The sequence below is a fragment of the Azospirillum sp. NS33 genome (assembly GCF_059703765.1).
Window position 1 is genome coordinate 19,634 of record NZ_BAAKJB010000053.1, and the last position, 16,057, is coordinate 35,690.

A 16,057-nucleotide genomic window follows, 5' to 3' on the forward strand; every position below is an offset into this window, starting at 1 on the left:
CGGTGCGGCGCAACGTCGCCGGTCCGGGGCCGCCGGTCCGGGGCCGCCGGGTGACGCTTCAGATCAGGCCCTGGGCCTTGAAGCTGGTGTGGCGGCCCCGGCCGACGATCACATGGTCGTGGACGACGACGCCGACCGCCTCGGCGGCGCGCACCACGTCGCGGGTCATCTCCACGTCGGCCCGGCTCGGCGTGGGGTCGCCGGAGGGGTGGTTGTGGACCAGGATCACCGCCGTGGCGCCCAGCTCCAGCGCCCGCTTCACCACCTCGCGCGGGTAGACCGGGGTGTGGTCGACGGTGCCGCGCTGCTGCACCTCGTCGGCGATCAGCGCGTTCTTCTTGTCGAGGAACAGCAGACGGAACTGTTCGGTGGTCTGGTGCGCCATGGCGGCGGCGCAATACTCCATCAGCGTCTGCCAGGAGCCGAGCACCGGCCGCTTCATCACCTGCTCGCGCGACGCCCGCAGCGCGCACGCCCCGACCGCCCGCAGCATGGCGATCTGGCTGTCGGTGGTCAGCGCCACCCCCTCGGCGCGCATGCCGCGCAGCGCCTCCGGCGGCGCGTTGACGGCGTTCCACAAGCCGCCGAACCGCTCGATCAGCTTCTTGGCCAGGGGCTTGACGTCGCGCCGCCGGTCGACCTGGAACAGCACCAGCTCCAGCAGCTCGTAGTCCTGGAGCGCCTCGGCGCCACGCTCCAGGAAGCGGCCGCGCAGGCGGTCGCGGTGGCCGTGGTAGTGGGGCGTCTCCTCCGCCGGGTCGGCGGGGGCGGCCGGCCCGGGGGCGGCCGGCGCGGCCGGGTCGGGAGCGGCGGGGGGGATCTTCGCCTCGGCCATGGCGGCGGGTCTTCGCTCAATCCGCCGGGGCGGGGTAGGGGGGGCGGGTGTGGCCGGCGGGGGACAGGGTGAAGATCTCGCAGCCCTCGGCGGTGACACCGATCGAATGCTCGAACTGCGCCGACAGCGACTTGTCCTTGGTGACCGCGGTCCAGCCGTCGCCGAGGATCTTCACGTCGTGGCGGCCGGCGTTGAGCATCGGCTCGATGGTGAAGAACATGCCCTCGCGCAGCACCAGCCCGGTGCCGGGGCGCCCGAAGTGCAGCACCGACGGCGGGGCGTGGAAGGTCTGGCCCAGGCCGTGGCCGCAGAAGTCGCGCACCACGGTGTAGCGGTGGGATTCGGCGAGGCTCTGGATGGCGTGGCCGACGTCGCCGAGCGTGGCGCCGGGGCGGACCTGGGCGATGCCGATCATCAGCGCCTCGTGGGTGACGTCCACCAGCTTGCGCGCCTTCACGCTGACGCCGTCGCCGCACAGGTACATCCGGCTGCTGTCGCCGTACCAGGTGTCGAGGATCGGCGTCACGTCGATGTTGAGGATGTCGCCGTCGGCCAGCCGCTTGTCGCCGGGGATGCCGTGGCAGACCACGTGGTTGACCGAGATGCAGGTCGCCTTGGGATAGCCGCGGTAGCCGAGCGGGGCGGGCACTGCGCCGTGGTCGCGCATGAACTGCTCGCACAGCCGGTCCAGCTCGCCGGTGGTGACGCCCGGCCGCACATAGGGGGCGATGAAGTCCAGGGTGGCGGCGGCGAGGTACCCGGCCCGCCGCATGCCGTCGAAGTCCTCCGGCCCATGGATGCGGACGCGGCTGGATTCGATGTTGTCGTGTTCCACCAGTGTTGCCTTTTCCGTTGGATGGCCGCCCCGGCCCGTCCCTGTTCCCGTCCCCGCCGGCCCGGTCCCATCACCCCTCCAGGCGGATCGGCAGCGGGCGCTCCAATTCAATCGATTCCGGGGTGATCGCGCAAGACCAACACACCGTTTCCACGCCCGCCGCCACGGCACGGCGCAGCCCGGCGGCGTAGGTCGGGTCGAGGTCCTCCGCCACCCGGAAGTAGGCGCAGTCCGCCCGCTGGACAAGATACACCATCACCGCCCGGTGGCCGGCCGCCACCATCGCCGCCAGCTCCTCCAGGTGCTTGGCGCCGCGCGCGGTGACGCAATCGGGGAATTCCGCCGCCAGCCCGTCCCCCCGGCCGGGCCGGCGCAGGTGGACGTTCTTCACCTCCACATAGGCCGGCGGCCGGCCGGCGCCCTCCAGCAGCACGTCGATGCGCGAGTTGCGGCCGTAGCGCACCTCGCGCCGCAGCCGCTCGTAGCCGGCCAGCTCCGGCACCGTGCCCGCCGCGATGGCCGCCGCCACCAGGGCGTTGGGGTGGCCGGTGTTGACGCCGACCAGGCCGCCGTCCGCCTCGACCAGCTCCAGGGTGTGGGCCAGCTTGCGCTTGGGGTTGTCGGAGCGCGACAGCCAGGCGCGGCTTCCCGGCGCGTCCAGGCCGATCATCGCGCCGGAGTTGGGGACGTGGACGGTCACCACCGCCCCGTCGAGGTCGACATCGGCGAGGAAGCGCTTGTAGCGGCGCAGCAGGCGCCCTTCGCGCAAGGGGGAGGGGAATCGCATGGCCCGCGCACGCTAGCCGCCGGGCGCGGGTGCGGCAAGCCCGCGGCGTCCGGGCGACTGGATTCCCGCCGCCGCCGGGCTATCATTCCTCGGCCGGCGCCTCCAGCCGGGACCACGGGAAGACCCTTCCATGAGCCTCGCCGACAGCCTCAACCCCACCGCCGCGGTCCTGATCATCGGCAACGAGATCCTGTCGGGCCGCACCAAGGACGTGAACCTCTCCCACATCGCCGAGGCGCTGGGCGCCATCGGCGTGCGGGTGCGCGAGGCCCGCGTGGTGCCCGACGTGGAGGAGGAGATCGTCGCCGCGGTCAACGCCTGCCGGGCCCGCTACACCTACGTCTTCACCACCGGCGGCATCGGCCCGACCCACGACGACATCACCTCGGCCTCGGTGGCCGCGGCCTTCGGCGTGCCGCTGCAACGCAACGCGGAGGCGGTGGCGCGGCTGGAGAGCCACTACCCGCCGGGCGGCCTCAACGCGGCGCGCCTGCGCATGGCCGACGTGCCGGCCGGCGCCACCCTGGTCGACAACCCGATCAGCCAGGCCCCGGGGTTCCGCATCGGCAACGTCTTCGTCCTGGCCGGCGTGCCCAACATCATGCGGGCGATGCTCGACGGCGTCCTGCCCCACCTCGCCGGCGGCCCGCCGATCCACGCCCGCACGGTGAGCTGCGAACTGGCCGAGGGGCGGATCGCCGCCGACCTCGGCGCCCTGCAGGAGCGGCTGGCGGACGTCGAGATCGGCAGCTACCCCTATTTCCGCAACGGGTTCTTCGGCGTCAGCCTGGTGCTGCGCGGCACCGACGTGGCGGCGCTGGACGCCGCCGCCGAGGAGCTGTGCGCGGTGGTGCGGCGCCTGGGGGGGACGCCGGTGTTGACCCCCGGCACCACCCCGTAGGCCTCCGAAGGCATAGGGCGCCTGCATCTTCCGGCCGGTGCCGCTTGCCGGCGCGCCGCGACTCCCCAGACTCCGTCTTCCAGGCACACCGGCGTCCCGACCTGCGGGACGCCGCAGAGGGAGGGCGCGCCGGCGCCGGCCGATCATGCAACCGTTCGAGAAGCCGTTGGTGTTCTATCTGCTCCAGCATCTGGCGTCGGGGATCGTCGGCGCCGTGGTGCTGGCCACGGGCATCCTGCTGCTGGACATCGCCGGCCTCGGCACCCTGATCCGCACCAGCGAGCACTGGCTGGCCGCGCTGGTGCTGCTCTACGCCGGGCTCGGCATCACCTTCGGCAGCGTCGCCATGGGCGTCGGGGTGATGCTGCTGGCCGACGACTGACGGCGGCACGACGTCGCCCTTCCGCCAGTATCGGGACCGGTTCCGCCCCTCCGCCGCCGGTCCGCGGCGGTCCCGGGACCGTGCGGACACCAGACAATCGGCTTGCCACGACAAGTCATGACCCGTATGGACTGTCGATGCGCCTGTCGACGGCGCCGGTGTCGTGGGAGCTGACATTGCGACGATCCTTCGTGCTTGCGGTGACGCTGGTCGCCGCCATCACGGCCATTGCCGCGATCCTCTCCTTGCGCGCCGACCGGGGGGCTTCGGTGGCCGCGGTGGAAGGGCCCCCCGCCGGCCCCGACGCCGGCCCCGCTCCCGGCCCCGACCCCGACGCGGCCCTGCCGGTGACGGTCGCCGTCGCCCGCCAATCGACCGGCTATCGCGTCGAGAGCCGCTACGCCGGGCGGATCGTGGCGCGCCGGGCCAGCGCTCTCGGCTTTTCCCGCAGCGGCATCCTGATGCGGGTCCACGTCGACGACGGCGACCACGTGGCGGCCGGCGAGCTGCTGGCGGTGCTGGACACCCGCATGCTGGAGGGCAAGGTGGTCGAGCTGCGCGCCGAGCTCGACCACGGGCGGGCCATGCTCGATGCCGCGACCGCCCGCAGCGACCAGTCCGCGGCCCTGGTGAAGCGGCGCGCGAGCCTGGCCAGGAACGATTTCGTGTCGCGGGAATCCTACGACGACGCGCACTTCGCCCAGATCATGGCCGTTGCCGAGCAGGCCGCGGCGGAAAGCGCCCTGCGCAGCGCCGATGCGGCGCTCGACACGCTGCAGGTGGAGCTCGACCTGTCGCGCCTGGCGGCGCCCTACGCCGGAACCGTCGTCGCCCGGCGGCGCGACGAGGGGGCCGTGGTCGCCGCCGGCGAGGCGGTGCTCGAGATCGCCGAAACCGACCACGTCGAGTTGCGGGTCGGCGTTCCCGCGCCGATCGCGGCGACCCTGGCGGTGGGCGCCACCTACCGGGGGGCGGTGGCCGGGCGGGAGGTCGCCTGCGTGCTCCGCCGCATCGTGCCCATGGTGGACCCGGCGACCCGCACGGTCACCGTGGTCCTGACGCTTCCGCCCGGCGGCCCGCGACCCAAACCGGGCGAGCTGGGGCAGCTGCTGGTCGAGCGCAGGGTGGCCGCCGCCGGCTTCTGGCTGCCGCTGGCGGCCCTCGCGGAAGGCCGCCGCGGGCTGTGGACGGCCTATGTGGTGGAGTCGCCGGAAACCGGCCGGGGACCCGGCGTCCTCTCGCAGCGTGCCCTGCAGCTCGTCCAGGTCGACGGCGACCGCGCCTACGTCACCGGGGCGCTGCACGACGGCGAGCGGGTCGTCGCCGATGGTGTGCACCGGCTGGTCGCCGGCGTGCGCGTGACCCCGGTCGCCGAGATTCCGGCGGCTCCGGAATGACGGGGCCGGCACGGACGAGGGCGCCCCGGCCATGATGGCGACGCTGTTCCATGACCGTCCGCGCCTGACCGTGCTGTCCATCCTGTTGATCCTGGTCGCCGGCGCGGCGGGGTTTGCGGCCTTGCCGCGCCTGGAGGACCCGCTGATCACCAGCCGGTTCGCGTCGATCAAGACCGACTATCCCGGGGCCAGCGCCGAACAGGTCGACAGCCAGGTCGTCGCCACCCTCGAAGCCGCGCTGTTCGAGGTCGAGGAGATACAGGAGATCAAATCGGTGTCCCGGACCGGGTTCTCCGAAATGATCGTCATCCTCGACGATGACGCCGACACGGCCGGGCTCGACGCGATCTGGGCGCGGGTTCGCGACACCCTGGGCGATGCCGCGGCGGCCCTGCCGCCCGGCGCCGGTCCGCCGGCGTTCCGCCGCGAGCAGCCCGGTGCGCACACCTTCGTCGCCGCCCTCACCTGGACCGCGGACGCGCCGCCGGCGCGCGGCATCCTCACCCGGCTGGGGAAGGATTTCGAACGCACCCTCGGCCTGCTGCCGGGCACGCTGCGCACCGACACGTACGGCGCGAGCGAGGAGGAGATCCGGGTGAGCTACGCGCCGGCGGTGCTGGCGGCCAGCGGCCTCACCCCCGGTGCGGTCGCCGAGGCCATCGGCAACGCCGACGTCAAGCGGCCGGCGGGGCAGCTCACCTCGGCCGACACCCAGATGCCGCTTGCCGTCACCGGCCCGCTTGACCGGCTGGACAGGGTGCGCGCCGTGCCGCTGGGCCGTCTCGCCGACGGACGCATGGTGCGGGTGGGCGACGTCGCCGAGGTCCGCAAGACCGTGCGCGATCCGGTGACCACGGAGGCCCTGGCGCGGGGCCGCCCGGCGGTGATCGTCGCGGCGATGATGAGCGGCGGCTGGCGGGTGGACGACTGGAGCCGCAACGCGCGCGCCGCGTTCGCCGCGTTCTCGAAGGACCTGTCCCCCGACATCCGCGCCGTGATCGTGTTCGATCAAAGCACCTACGTGACGGCGCGCCTCGACGACCTGGGCCGGAACCTTGCCCTGTCCCTCGTCCTGGTGGCGCTGGTGGTCTGCCTGACCATGGGCTGGCGCTCCGGGCTGGTGGTCGGCAGCATGCTGCCGCTGGCCATCGCCATGGTCGTGGCCATGCTCTGGGCGCTGGGCGTGCCGCTGCACCAGGTCTCGATCACCGGCCTGATCATCGCCCTGGGCCTGCTGATCGACAACGCGATCGTCATGGTGGACGAGTTCGATCACCGGCGCGCCGCCGGTCGGGATGCCCGGGAGGCGATAGCCGGCGCGGTGCGCCATCTCCTCGTGCCGCTGCTGGCGTCCACCGTCACCACCATCCTGACCTTCGCGCCGATCGCCCTGTTTCCCGGCCCGACCGGCGAGTTCGTGGGCGGCCTCGGCACCTCGGTCATCCTGTCCGTGGGCGCCTCGCTGGTCTTGACCATGACGATCATTCCGGCGCTCGCCGGCCGCCTGGCCCGCGCCGGCCACACCGGCGCCCGGTCGCGGCCCGCCGGCATCCTCGAATCGGGGATCGACCATCCGGCGCTGGGCGCCGCGCTGCGCCGCCTCCTGGACGCGGTGGTTCGCCGGTCCCGGCTGGCGATCGCCGCCGCCGTGCTGCCGGCGGTCGCCGGCTTCGTCCTGGCCGGCCACCTGACGCAACAGTTCTTCCCGCCGACCGACCGCGACCAGTTCCAGGTGGCGGTCGCGCTGCGGCCGCAGGCGACGCTGGACGAAACGCGTCGGGCGGTCGACCGCATCCGGGCGATCCTGGCGCAGGAGCCCGCCGTGGTCGGCGACACCTGGGTGTTGGGTGCCTCGCCGCCGCGCGTGTTCTACAACGTCACCGTCGCGACCGATCGCGTGCCGAGCGCGGCCAGCGCGTTTGTCGACACGGTCTCGCCCGAGGCGACCCGGGCGCTCCTGCCGCGCCTGCGACGCACCCTGGCGGCGGCCATCCCGGAGGCCGAGGTCCTGGTCCTGCCGTTCGAGCAGGGCCCGCTGTTCGACGCCCCGGTGGAGGTGGAGGTCTACGGCCCCGACCTGGCGCGGCTGCGGGAGATCGGCGACACCGTCCGCCTGCTGCTCAGCCAGTCGGCGAAGGTCACCAACACCCGGGCGACGCTGACCGGCGGCCGGCCGGTGGTGGCGGTGGCGGTGGACGAGGACGCGGCCCGGTTGGCCGGCTTCGATCCGTCGGCGGTCGCCCGGGAACTGTCCGCCGCCCTCGACGGCGTGGTCGGCGGCTCGATCATCGAGGACACGGAGGACCTGCCCGTGCGCGTCCGCGCCGATGTCCGCGGCCTCGCCTCGTCGGGCCGGATCGCGGAACTGCCGCTCGCGGCCCCTCTTGCGACGGCGGCGGTGGCGGCCGGCTCGGGCGGCGGCGCCGCGACCGGCGTTCCTCTCGACGCGCTGGGCACCCTGACCCTGGTGCCGACCTACGGCACCATCACCCGCTACCAGGGCGAACGGGTGAACCGCATCCAGGCGTTCATCGAGCCCTTCGCGATCCCCAGCGAGACCTTGGCGGACGTCAAGCGGCGCCTCGACGCGGCGCGGTCGCTGCTGCCGCCCGGCTACCGGATCGCGTTCGGTGGCGAGGCCCGGGAAAGCGGCAAGTCCCAGGCCGGCCTGGTGGCGATGGTCGGGCCGCTGGCGGTGGTGATGGTCGCCACCGTCGTCCTGGCCTTCAACAGCTTCCGCATGGCCGCGGTGATCGCGGCGGTCGCCGCCCTGAGCGCGGGCATGGGGCTGTTCGCCGTTTGGGTGTTCCAGGAGCCCCTGGGCTTCATGACCATCCTGGGCAGCCTCGGGCTGATCGGCATCGCCATCAACGATTCCATCGTCGTGCTGGCGGCGCTGCGCGAGAACCCCGGGGCGGCCGCCGGCGATCCGGTGGCGATCCGGACCACCGTGGCCGCCTGTTCCCGGCACGTGGTGTCGACGACCCTCACCACCATCGCCGGATTCGTTCCGCTGATCCTGTGGGGCGGTTCGTTCTGGCAGCCCCTGGCGATCGCCATCGCCGGCGGGGTGTCGGGGGCGACGATGCTCTCGTTGGTCTTCGTTCCCGCGGTCTTCGCCCTGATGACCCGGGCGCGCCCTGCGCAGCCCCGGGTCCAATAATTCCCCTCTATTACTGTTTTGTCAGAATCGGACGCCGCCCCACACCGGCAAGGACGCGCCGCATGTTCCGCGGATTGGCGCGCGGCCGTTCCGGTCTGTGGGCAGGGTTGGTTGTCGTTGTGTTGAACCATTCCTTTGGCCATACTTTGCCGGCTTGAGCACATCATCGTCCTGAACATTCCATTCGGACAGGGATGGATCACAGAAGGAGCGGATGTTCGATGGCCGCCGCATCCATGACGCCCCACGCCATGACCGCCACCGCCATGACCGCCACTGCCGAGCCCGCCACCGCCGGGACCGCCACCGCCGGAAAACGCCTCGGCATTCTGCTGATCAAGCCGTCGCGCTACGACGACGACGGCTACGTCATCCAGTGGTGGCGGTCGTTCCTGGTCGCCAACGTCCTGTCGGTCGTGGCGGGGATCGTCGTCGACGCCGGCCGGCGCCGGTGCCTTGGCCCGGACGTGACGATCGAGACCAAGCTGATCGACGAGGTGGCCGAAATCGTCCGCCCGACGGCGCTGGCGGAGTGGCTGTCCCAGTTCGACCGGGCGGCGGTGTTCCTGGTCGGCGTCCAGACCAGCCAGTTTCCCCGCGCGCTGGACATCGGCCGGAGTTTCGTCGAGCTGGGCGTCCCGGTGATCGTCGGCGGCTTTCACGTCAGCGGGGCGATGGCGATGGTGCCGGACTGGCAGCCGGCGTTCGCGGGCGTCGCGGAGGCCGGGGTGACGCTCTACGCCGGTGAACTGGAAAACGGGGTGGACGCTCTGTTGGGCGACATCTGGGCCGGCGCCATCCAGCCCGTCTACAACCATCTGGCCACCACCGCCGATCTGACGAAGACCCCGGCGCAGATCGTCGACCCGGGTCTGGCGGCGCGCACCTTCGACCGGCCCTATGCCATGGAGGTCAGCCGGGGCTGTCCGTTCCTGTGCTCGTTCTGCACCATCATCAACGTCCATGGGCGGACGATGCGCCATCGCTCCCTGGAGCGCATCGAGCAGCATGTCCGCGCGTGCGTCGCCAACGGCATCCACAAGGTGTTGATCACCGACGACAATTTCGCCCGCAGCCCGGTCTGGAGAGAGGTCACCGCGCTACTCGCCGCCCTCCAGAAGGAACTGGACGTGACGCTGGAGGTGTTCATCCAGGTCGACGCCCTGGCGACGCGCATCCGCGGCTTCGTCGATGCCTGCAAGGCGGGCGGGGTGAAACGCGTCTTCATCGGGCTGGAATCCCTGCGCCCCGACAACCTTGCCGCCGCCAGCAAGGGGCAGAACAAGGTCCATCAGATGCGCGACATGCTGATGACGTGGAAGCGCGCCGGCATGGTCCTGTTCCCCGCCATCATCGTCGGGCTGCCGAACGACACCCCGGAACGGGTCGCCGAGGACATCCGCGTCCTTCAGGACGAATTGCCGGTGGACATCGTCGAGTTCTTCCTGCTGACCCCCCTGCCGGGCTCGGCGGATCATCAGAAGCTGGTCGCGGACGGCGTGGCCATGGACGCGGATCTCAACCGCTACGCCTCGATGTACGCGGTGACGGACCATCCCAAGATGACCCGGCGGGACTGGGACGCGCTGTTCTGGCGCTGCTGGCGCTCCTACTATTCCCTCGGCCACCTGAAGACGCTGATCGCGCGCGGCCTCCTCTACGGGGCGTCCACCGCGGAGATCCGCGCCACCTTCGTCTGCTCGCTGGGCTCCGCCCGGTGGGAAGGGCTGAACGCGCTCGACAGCGGTGCCATCCGCATCAAGGACCGCCATTCGCGGCGCCCCGGCTATCCGAAGCCCTGGGCGCCGGCCCATGCCGTGAAGCGGACGATCGTCAACGCCAGCATCGCCACCGCCACGCTCGCCCTGCTGGTCTACGCCTATCTGCTGGAGCTGTGGCTGCGGCGCGAGCAGGCCAACGGCCGCCTCGACCGCCACGTCGGCCGGATGTTCGCCGATGACGCGCGGAACGGTCCGCCGGCGGCCGACCGAAACGACGGGGACCGCCCGGAGGAAGCGACGGCGTGACGAATCGGCGCCGGCGTGGCGCCGGCCCTCGCGCCGCGGGCCCTCGCGCCGCGGCCCGGACCCCGCGGCGGGATGCCCGACGCAGGGCACCCGGCGGCACCGGAGGCCACGCTCAGAACGGGCCGAAGGTCTGGTGGAGGAACACCAGGGCGGTCAGCGCCGCCAGCCAGATCGCCGCGTTGCGCAGCCACGGGCTGCGGCGCACGCTGGGGACGGCGCCGGGAAGCACGATGGCCAACACCATCAGGATGCCCACCAGCGCCAACCAGTTGATGTCTGCCATCGGCCCTTCCTCCGCTCCGGTTCCCCGCGGGTGAACCCGGCCGTCGCGGCTGTCCAGGCCCGCCGGTCCGCCGCCTTGACCGCGCCGTCACGAGCGGCTATGCAACCGCAAGGCGCTCGTTCCGTTGGCCCCCCGATGACCGGGGCGAGCGGCGTGCGCCGCGGGGCGGGCGTGGCGGAATCGGTAGACGCATCGGACTTAAAATCCGAAGCCCATGGCGTGGGGGTTCGAGTCCCCCCGCCCGCACCACCGCGCCGGGCGGCGCGGCCCGGGCAGGAAAAAGGCCGCTCCGGACGAGCGGCCTTCCCGTGTGGCGACACAGCCCCGACACGGGCCGGGGCGCAGGGTCAGGCCAGCTCGACCCGCTCCGCCTCGGGGCCCTTGAGCCCTTGACGGACGGTGACGCGCACCTGCTCGCCGTCGCTCAGGCCGCTGATGCCGCACCGCTCCAGCGCGCGGATGTGGACGAAGATGTCCTTGCCGCCGGTGGATGGGGCGATGAAGCCGAAGCCCTTGGTGACATTGAACCACTTGACGGTGCCGTCGACGGTCTCCGTCGGGCCCGACGGGGCGCGGTCCCAACCGCGGTCGCCGCCACCGCCACCGCCACCGCTTCGGGCCGGCCGGCCGGCCGGTGCCGTTGCCGTGGAGGTGTCGATCGTGTGGATCGTCGCCACCTGCGGCCCCTTGGGACCGCGCGACAGGTCGCACACGATGGTTGCGCCGTCCGGCAGGGCGTCGTGACCCGAAAACTGCAGAACGGTGGAATGGAGGAACGCATCCGGCGAACCATCGTCCGGCGTCACGAAGCCGAAGCCCTTGGTCGCATTGAACCACTTGACGGTGGCGCGGATGTCGCGGTGGGTGATCTCGGGTGCGCGGAACGCCCCGCGCTGCGGGCGGTCGAACATCAACGGTCTCGTACACAGTGACAGGCCACGACCCGCCGTGGGTCGCAACGCCGTTGAGGATGACCTACAATGTCCCGATTTTCAACCGGGAATCCGGTCGCGGTGCGGATGGTGGAGCGGACGGCCGATGCTGCCCGAAAGGGTTGCATCGGCGCCGCGCGACGGCCCGGCGGTGGGTGCCCGGGCCGCCGGCCGACGCCGGGCCGTCCTCAACGATAGGTGACGGTGACGATCTCGTAGAGCTTGGAGCCGCCGGGCGTCGAAACCTCGACGCTGTCGCCGATGTTCTTGCCGATCAGCGCGCGGGCGAGCGGCGACTGGATGGACAGAAAGCCGTTCTTGATGTCGCTCTCGTCCTGGCCGACGATCTGGTAGGTGTTTTCCTCGTCGGTGTCCTCGTCGGCCAGGGTCACCGTCGCGCCGAACTTGACCATGCTGCCCGACAGCTTGGCCGGATCGATCACCTCGGCCCGGCTGATCTTGTCCTCCAGTTCGGCGACCCGACCTTCAATGAAGCTCTGGCGCTCGCGCGCGGCGTGGTACTCGGCGTTCTCGGACAGGTCGCCATGCTCGCGCGCCTCGGCAATCGCCTTGATGACGGCCGGCCGCTCGACAGCCTTGAGATGCTTCAACTCTTCTTGCAGGCGTTCGAAGCCTGCCGCGGTCATCGGGACTTTTTCCATGTCTTCAGTCCATCACCATGCCAAACGCGTCGTCCTGAGAAAGATAATGGCGCGGGGGGCGGGCCTCCGCGCCGTCATCCGTTCTCAGTACGATCCGCTAAGGTACGACTGGAGCGGCGCGACTTCAAGGCTGCCGTTCCGCAGCGCCTGGATGGCTGCTACCGCTGCGCGTGCCCCGGACACGGTGGTGTAATAGGGAACGTTGTAGGTGAGCGCGGTTCGCCGCAGACTGAAACTGTCGGAGAGGGCCTGGGCGCCTTCCGTGGTGTTGAGGACGAGTTGCACCTGGCCGTTGATCATCGCGTCCACGATGTGCGGCTGTCCCTCCGCGACCTTGTTGATGGACTCGGCGGGCAGCCCGGCGCCCTTCAGGAACGCGCAGGTGCCGACCGTGGCGATGAGACGGAAGCCCATCTCGTGGAGCCCCTTGGCGATGGCCGCCAGGGCCGGCTTGTCGCGGTCCTTGACCGAGATGAAGCAGGTGCCCTCGACCGGCAGGTTGAGGCCGGCCCCGAGCTGCGCCTTGGCGAAGGCGAGCGCGAAATTGTGGTCCAGCCCCATCACCTCGCCGGTGGACTTCATCTCCGGTCCGAGCACGATGTCGACGCCGGGGAAGCGGGCGAAGGGGAACACCGCCTCCTTGACCGCGGTGTGCGGCGGGTTCGGCCCGTTCAGGGTGAAGTCGGCCAGGGTCTCGCCGGCCATGATGCGGGCGGCGACCTTGGCGATGGCGGTGCCGGTGGCCTTGGCGACGAAGGGAACGGTGCGGCTGGCGCGCGGGTTCACCTCGAGGATGTAGACGGTGCCGTCCTTCACCGCGAACTGGACGTTCATCAGGCCGACCACGTTCAGCGCGCGGGCCAGCGCCTCGGCCTGGCGGTCGATCTCGGCGATGGTCTCCGGCGGCAGGGAGTAGGGCGGCAGGGCGCAGGCGCTGTCGCCGGAATGGATGCCGGCCTCCTCGATGTGCTCCATCACGCCGGCGACGTAGGTCGCGCCGGTGCTGTCGGCCACCACGTCGACGTCCACCTCGATGGCGTCCTGCAGGTAGCTGTCGATCAGCACCGGGTTCTTGCCCGACACCTTGACGGCGTTGGCGATGTAGCGCTTCAGCCCGGCGACGTCGTGGACGATCTCCATGGCGCGGCCGCCCAGCACGTAGGACGGCCGGATGACCACGGGGAAGCCGATGCGCGCGGCGACCGCCTCGGCCTCCTCCAGGGAGCGGGCGAGGCCGTTGGCCGGCTGCAGCAGGCCCAGCGTGTGCAGGAGCTGCTGGAAGCGCTCGCGGTCCTCGGCCAGGTCGATGGCGTCGGGCGAGGTGCCGAGGATCGGGATGCCGGCCGTCTCCAGCGCCTGGGCCAGCTTCAGCGGCGTCTGCCCGCCGAACTGGACGATGCAGCCCAGCACGGTGCCGTTGCGCTGCTCGACCCGCACCAGCTCGATCACGTCCTCGGCGGTCAGCGGCTCGAAGTAGAGGCGGTCGGCGGTGTCGTAGTCGGTCGACACCGTCTCGGGGTTGCAGTTGACCATGATGGTCTCGAAGCCGGCTTCGCGGAGCGCGTAGACGGCGTGGACGCAGCAATAGTCGAACTCGATGCCCTGGCCGATCCGGTTGGGACCGCCGCCCAGGATCACCACCTTGCGCCGGTCGGTCGGCTCGGACTCGCACTCGGCGCTGCCGCTGCCGTCGGCCTCGTAGGTCGAGTACATGTAGGGGGTGCGCGACGGGAACTCGGCCGCACAGGTGTCGATGCGCTTGTAGACCGGGGTGACGCCGGCGCTCCGGCGCGCCTCCGCCACCGCGTCCTCGGACTGGCCGACCAGCTCGCCCAGGCGGGCGTCGGAGAAGCCCATCTGCTTCAGACGGAGCCAGCCGGCGGCGTCGCCCGGCAGGCCGGCTCCGCGGACCGCCTCCTCGGTGGCGACGATCTCGGCGATCCGCTCGAGGAACCAGGGATCGTACTTGGAGGCCTGCTGCACCTCGGCCACCGTGAAGCCGTGGCGGAACGCCTGGGCGATCACCAGCAGACGGTCGGGGGTCGGCCTGGCCAGCGCGCCGCGGATCGCCGCGGGGTCGGGCGTCCCGTCGGCGCCGATCCGCATCTCGTTGAAGCCGGTCAGCCCGGTCTCCATGGAGCGCAGGGCCTTCTGGACCGACTCCTGGAAGGTGCGGCCGATCGACATGGCCTCGCCCACCGACTTCATCGAGGTGGTCAGCAGCGGCTCGGTGCCGGCGAACTTCTCGAAGGTGAAGCGAGGCATCTTGGTGACGACGTAGTCGATGGTCGGCTCGAAGCTCGCCGGGGTGACGCCGGTGATGTCGTTGTCCAGCTCGTCCAGGGTGTAGCCGACCGCCAGCTTGGCGGCGATCTTGGCGATCGGGAACCCGGTCGCCTTGGAGGCGAGCGCCGAGGAGCGGCTGACCCGCGGGTTCATCTCGATGACGATGAGGCGGCCGTCGGCCGGGTTGACGGCGAACTGGACGTTGGAGCCGCCGGTGTCCACCCCGATCTCGCGCAGCACCGCGATCGAGGCGTTGCGCATGATCTGGTATTCCTTGTCGGTCAGCGTCAGCGCCGGGGCCACGGTGATGCTGTCGCCGGTGTGGACGCCCATCGGGTCGATGTTCTCGATGGCGCAGATGATGATGCAGTTGTCGGCGCCGTCGCGCACGACCTCCATCTCGTATTCCTTCCAGCCCAGCACCGATTCCTCGATCAGAACCTCGCCGACCGGGCTGGCGCGCAGGCCGCCGCGCACGATGTCCTCGAACTCCTCGCGGTTGTAGGCGATGCCGCCGCCGGTGCCGGCCAGGGTGAAGGACGGGCGGATGATCGCCGGCAGCCCGACGAAGTCGAGCGCCTCCAGGGCGTCGCGGTAGGTCTTGACGAGGCGCGAGCGCGGGCTTTCCAGGCCGATGTCGTCCATGGCGTCACGGAACAGGATGCGGTCCTCGGCCTTGGCGATGACGTCGCGCTTGGCGCCGATCATCTCCACGCCCAGGCGCGCCAGCGTGCCGTCGTCGGCCAGCGCCATGGCGGTGTTCAGCGCGGTCTGGCCGCCCATGGTGGGGAGCAGCGCGTCGGGCCGCTCCTTCTCCAGGATCTTGGCGACCACCGCGGGGGTGATCGGCTCGATGTAGGTGGCGTCGGCCAGGCCGGGGTCGGTCATGATGGTGGCGGGGTTGGAATTGACCAGGATGACCCGGTAGCCTTCCTCGCGCAGCGCCTTGCACGCCTGAACGCCGGAGTAGTCGAACTCGCAGGCCTGGCCGATGACGATCGGCCCCGCGCCGATGATGCAGATGGACTTGATGTCTGTGCGCTTGGGCATGGCGGTTCGCTTCTCGACCTTCAGTCAGCAAAAGCCCCCTCCCGCCGGAGCGGGGGGAGGGGGCGTATGTCGTGCGAAGGCCACTTTATAGGCACGAACGCTGCGGGTGGGAAGAGGCGTCTCACGCCCGCGGCGACGTGCCGGCGGCGGCGCGGCCCCGGTGCAAACGCCCCTTGCGTCATGGGGCGAAGGGCGTCATCAATCGGCTGTCCGCCCGTCCGTCTCCGCTCCCCCGGCCAAAGCCTTCATGTCCCACGCCTTCGCCAAAGACAGCCGCGCCTGCGCCGCCTGCGTCTCGTGGGGCGGCGAGCGCGCCCTGGCCGCGGACAACACCCTGGTGCACGTCGCCCGCTACAGCGTGGAAGGGGAGTGCCGGACGGCGATCTCCCAGGACTACCGGAAGATCACCAAGTCCTTCCACACCTGCCCGGCTTGGGCGCCGCTGCCCGTGCTGAAGTCCCACGGCGGCCGGCCGGAGCGCGTCGGCGCGCCGGCGCCGGGCGCCGGGCCGGTCGCC

General features: G+C 71.4%; 12 protein-coding genes, 1 tRNA gene and 1 pseudogene. 7 read left to right on the forward strand and 7 right to left on the reverse strand.

All coding sequences use genetic code 11. The features are described from left to right. Positions 1–58: 58 nt before the first annotated feature. From radC to sfsA, 3 genes are all read right to left on the reverse strand, one after another. Entirely contained in the window at positions 59–835 is a 777-nt protein-coding gene (radC, locus tag AC6H2I_RS28840) for a RadC family protein (protein WP_497504237.1), read from the reverse strand. 16 nt (positions 836–851) lie between these two features. Further along, on the reverse strand, positions 852–1,670 hold the full coding sequence (map, locus tag AC6H2I_RS28845; RefSeq protein WP_497504238.1) for a type I methionyl aminopeptidase: 819 nt from the start codon (positions 1,668–1,670) through the stop codon (positions 852–854). Between the two features lie 70 nt (positions 1,671–1,740). Further along, positions 1,741–2,457 carry a DNA/RNA nuclease SfsA gene (gene sfsA, locus AC6H2I_RS28850; protein WP_497504239.1) on the reverse strand — a complete coding sequence of 239 codons (717 nt, stop codon included), beginning with the start codon at positions 2,455–2,457 and terminating at the stop codon, positions 1,741–1,743. 130 nt (positions 2,458–2,587) lie between these two features. On the opposite strand from sfsA, the gene AC6H2I_RS28855 reads away from it, so the two are divergent. The 5 genes from AC6H2I_RS28855 (at position 2,588) to AC6H2I_RS28875 (ending at position 10,327) form a co-directional block, all read left to right on the forward strand. Then, a complete protein-coding gene (locus AC6H2I_RS28855) occupies positions 2,588–3,358 on the forward strand; it encodes a competence/damage-inducible protein A (RefSeq protein ID WP_497504240.1) in 771 nt (256 codons plus the stop codon). Positions 3,359–3,503: 145 nt separating this feature from the next. Continuing rightward, positions 3,504–3,740, forward strand: a complete 237-nt coding sequence (locus AC6H2I_RS28860) for a hypothetical protein (RefSeq protein WP_497504241.1) — start codon at positions 3,504–3,506, stop codon at positions 3,738–3,740. Between the two features lie 137 nt (positions 3,741–3,877). After that, positions 3,878–5,137: an efflux RND transporter periplasmic adaptor subunit gene (locus AC6H2I_RS28865; RefSeq protein ID WP_497504242.1), complete on the forward strand. Its 1,260-nt coding sequence runs from the start codon at positions 3,878–3,880 to the stop codon at positions 5,135–5,137. A gap of 31 nt (positions 5,138–5,168) precedes the next feature. Continuing rightward, complete coding sequence (locus AC6H2I_RS28870; protein ID WP_497504243.1) at positions 5,169–8,300, forward strand: efflux RND transporter permease subunit; 3,132 nt, start codon at positions 5,169–5,171, stop codon at positions 8,298–8,300. Positions 8,301–8,521: 221 nt separating this feature from the next. Further along, entirely contained in the window at positions 8,522–10,327 is a 1,806-nt protein-coding gene (locus tag AC6H2I_RS28875; RefSeq protein ID WP_497504244.1) for a B12-binding domain-containing radical SAM protein, read from the forward strand. A 112-nt stretch (positions 10,328–10,439) separates the two neighbouring features. On the opposite strand, the gene AC6H2I_RS28880 is transcribed toward AC6H2I_RS28875, so the two are convergent. After that, on the reverse strand, positions 10,440–10,610 hold the full coding sequence (locus tag AC6H2I_RS28880; RefSeq protein ID WP_497504245.1) for a hypothetical protein: 171 nt from the start codon (positions 10,608–10,610) through the stop codon (positions 10,440–10,442). Between the two features lie 165 nt (positions 10,611–10,775). On the opposite strand from AC6H2I_RS28880, the gene AC6H2I_RS28885 reads away from it, so the two are divergent. Beyond that, a tRNA-Leu gene (locus AC6H2I_RS28885) sits at positions 10,776–10,859 on the forward strand. Between the two features lie 98 nt (positions 10,860–10,957). On the opposite strand, the gene AC6H2I_RS28890 is transcribed toward AC6H2I_RS28885, so the two are convergent. The 3 genes from AC6H2I_RS28890 to carB all read right to left on the reverse strand — a co-directional run bounded on the left by AC6H2I_RS28890 (position 10,958) and on the right by carB (position 15,540). Beyond that, positions 10,958–11,521, reverse strand: coding sequence for a cold-shock protein (locus AC6H2I_RS28890; protein WP_497504246.1), 564 nt, complete (start codon positions 11,519–11,521; stop codon positions 10,958–10,960). Positions 11,522–11,730: 209 nt separating this feature from the next. Then, on the reverse strand, positions 11,731–12,204 hold the full coding sequence (greA, locus tag AC6H2I_RS28895; RefSeq protein ID WP_497504247.1) for a transcription elongation factor GreA: 474 nt from the start codon (positions 12,202–12,204) through the stop codon (positions 11,731–11,733). 84 nt (positions 12,205–12,288) lie between these two features. Continuing rightward, positions 12,289–15,540 (reverse strand): carbamoyl-phosphate synthase large subunit, encoded by a 3,252-nt coding sequence (gene carB, locus AC6H2I_RS28900; protein ID WP_497504248.1) that lies wholly within the window; start codon positions 15,538–15,540, stop codon positions 12,289–12,291. A 247-nt stretch (positions 15,541–15,787) separates the two neighbouring features. Between carB and AC6H2I_RS28905 the strand changes: the two are divergent. Then, positions 15,788–16,057: pseudogene (locus tag AC6H2I_RS28905) on the forward strand (hypothetical protein); the annotation flags it as partial.

What these genes read in the sequence shown, in the direction of transcription:
- radC (WP_497504237.1), bottom strand. Translation starts at nt 835, where the DNA reads ATGGCCGAGGCGAAGATCCCCCCCGCCGCTCCCGACCCGGCCGCGCCG.
- sfsA (WP_497504239.1), bottom strand. Translation starts at nt 2,457, where the DNA reads ATGCGATTCCCCTCCCCCTTGCGCGAAGGGCGCCTGCTGCGCCGCTAC.
- AC6H2I_RS28855 (WP_497504240.1), top strand. Translation starts at nt 2,588, where the DNA reads ATGAGCCTCGCCGACAGCCTCAACCCCACCGCCGCGGTCCTGATCATC.
- AC6H2I_RS28860 (WP_497504241.1), top strand. Translation starts at nt 3,504, where the DNA reads ATGCAACCGTTCGAGAAGCCGTTGGTGTTCTATCTGCTCCAGCATCTG.
- AC6H2I_RS28865 (WP_497504242.1), top strand. Translation starts at nt 3,878, where the DNA reads ATGCGCCTGTCGACGGCGCCGGTGTCGTGGGAGCTGACATTGCGACGA.
- AC6H2I_RS28870 (WP_497504243.1), top strand. Translation starts at nt 5,169, where the DNA reads ATGATGGCGACGCTGTTCCATGACCGTCCGCGCCTGACCGTGCTGTCC.
- AC6H2I_RS28875 (WP_497504244.1), top strand. Translation starts at nt 8,522, where the DNA reads ATGGCCGCCGCATCCATGACGCCCCACGCCATGACCGCCACCGCCATG.
- AC6H2I_RS28880 (WP_497504245.1), bottom strand. Translation starts at nt 10,610, where the DNA reads ATGGCAGACATCAACTGGTTGGCGCTGGTGGGCATCCTGATGGTGTTG.
- AC6H2I_RS28890 (WP_497504246.1), bottom strand. Translation starts at nt 11,521, where the DNA reads ATGTTCGACCGCCCGCAGCGCGGGGCGTTCCGCGCACCCGAGATCACC.
- greA (WP_497504247.1), bottom strand. Translation starts at nt 12,204, where the DNA reads ATGGAAAAAGTCCCGATGACCGCGGCAGGCTTCGAACGCCTGCAAGAA.
- carB (WP_497504248.1), bottom strand. Translation starts at nt 15,540, where the DNA reads ATGCCCAAGCGCACAGACATCAAGTCCATCTGCATCATCGGCGCGGGG.